This window comes from Microcoleus sp. K5-D4 (assembly GCF_036704575.1).
Lineage (GTDB): Bacteria > Cyanobacteriota > Cyanobacteriia > Cyanobacteriales > Microcoleaceae > Microcoleus.
This window is the reverse complement of sequence record NZ_JAUBSD010000065.1, coordinates 39,829-42,060: the sequence shown is the minus strand read 5'-3', so window position 1 is coordinate 42,060 and position 2,232 is coordinate 39,829. Positions and strand designations below refer to the sequence as shown.

Annotated in this window: 1 protein-coding gene; it reads right to left on the bottom strand. The window is 45.7% G+C overall.

The features are described from left to right. The coding region (locus QUA77_RS19470) for a beta strand repeat-containing protein (RefSeq protein ID WP_445302091.1) at positions 1-2,232 on the bottom strand (2,232 nt) is incomplete at both ends.

Here is a 2,232-nt window from a genome sequence, read left to right as displayed (position 1 = left end):
CGGAGTGGGAGTTTCACTCGGAGTCGGAGTGGGAGTTTCAACTGGAGTGGGGGTTGGTGTTGGCGGCGGGTTGATCGCGTCATCAGTCAAAAACGCAGTATTACCAACACTACTAGAACGCTGAAACGACTGCGATGTAATGGTAGATTGTCCCGTTGTAATTGCACCCGCCGTACCGTTGCTAGCAGCATCTCCCACAACAAACGGTTGAATCGGCGTCCCTCCATCTCCCCCAGCGTGCACAATTGTAATTTTGCCACCACCGGCGCCGCCAGCAGTAGAAATGCTAGCAAATCCCGTCGGCGACAGTGGGGTTGAAAAAGCACCCGTAGCGCGGAAAAAATTGCCTGTTATTGCTGTCACCTCGCCACCGGTGCCGCCAGTACCGCCTTGGGCATTGATAAACTCTACTTGAATATCGCCGATCGGATCTAAGAACACATTGCCGGCATTTCCGACTATAGCGCTAGAGTTAATTTGTCCGGTGGTAATTGAAGTTATCGCCTTAACAGTTATGTTGCCGCCACTGTTTGCCGATGTATTCAAATTGCCTGCAGTGAAATTGTTACCGCTTGTAAATAGAATTTCTCCGCCATTAGTAGTAGTAATATTTTTAACGCTTATATCGCCCTGGGCAGTAATATCGACTTTGCCGGCGGTGACATCTCCCGATAAATTGACTTTTTCGGTGTTTAGTGCTGTCAATTGTTGCGCGTTAATTGTCGAGTTTCCTGTCACATTGCCAGCATTGTCAATCGCAAGATTTCCTAACTGGCTGGTAGCCCCCACCGAACCGTTGAAAGTGATGCTGCCACTACCGGAGGCTAGAGTTAAGTTGCGGGCCGCATCAATACTGTCGATCGCACCTCCAAAGGCAATATTCCCCCCGGCGGTACTCAATATCGCATCTTTCGTCAACCCGAGAACACCGTTAATATTGATATTGCCATTATTAGTAGTAACATTGCCACCCAACTTAGTGCTTGCAGCAGCAATATTAAAACCAGAATTGCTCGCAATATTACCCGTAAATTCCGCCTGCGTTGCCGTAACATTCAAAACAGAAAGTGGTGCTGTTCCTCCGATATTTTTTTCTACCAGTACATTGCCTGTAGCCGCATCTAAGTTCAACAAATGATTACCGTCTATCGCACCAGTTATCTTAATATCTCCGCCGCTGGTACTGAGATTAATATCGTTGCTGAGTGTGACAGTGCCGTTGATAGCGATCGGATTTTTATTGGTATTGATGCCATAATTCAAATTAATTGTGGCAGCGTTGAGAGCAATGCTGCTGTTGTCATTGCCAGTAAGAGTGCCATCAAGTGCGATCGTACCAGTTCCCCCTTGAATACTTAGGGGGTCTACAAAGGTGAGATTGTAGGGTATGCTAACCTTGGCGGTGCTATCCGATCGCCCGATCGCGATCGAGCTAAATCCATTTTGAATCAAATTAAGTTCCGAAGCAGTCAAATCTAAAGCGCTAGTATTGTTATCAATTCCGCCAACCGCAATATTTTGTCCTACTGTTGCGGGTTGTAGAGTTAGCGCGCCAGTACCCGAAACGTTCCCCGACAAATCAATTTCACCTGCTGTTAAATTTAGCGGGTTACTACCTGCCGATAAAGTAGAACCGAAAGCAATAGTTGCATCTCCCAGTGTAAAAGTTATAGGAGTATTTAACGTCACCGGACCGCTAAAAGTAATGTTATCATTAGTTGTGGCGATATTTCCGCTCAAGGCAACGCTTCCCGCGCCATTTTGATTAAATGCACCGTCTAAGTTCAGATTATTTAAAATATTGAGATTGCCCGTATTGCTAATTGTTAGCGTACCGTTATTGGTGGTAGTCAAAATTCCTTGCAGATTAATAGTATCAGCCGAAATCCCAATATTGCCAGCTACGTTAACCGCTGAATTCGCAGTGATATTTTTTCCGCTAATCTGTAACTTGCTTAAAGAATTAGCATTGCCAACGGCACCATTGAATGCAATATTACCGCTCACCGCATTCAGAGTCAAGTCGCTACTGCCGTTAACTGTATCATTAAAAGTAAGAGCATTCCCTGAAATAATCGGATTGTTGGCGACAGTGACAGCATCTGCATAAGTTTGACTGCCTGTAGTGGTCACATTACCATTGAGTTGAGTTGTGCCGCCAGTGTTGGTGGTGACACTGGCAGCATTGACGGCATTAAATGTAGTGGTTGCTGTACTGTTGGCGTTGATATT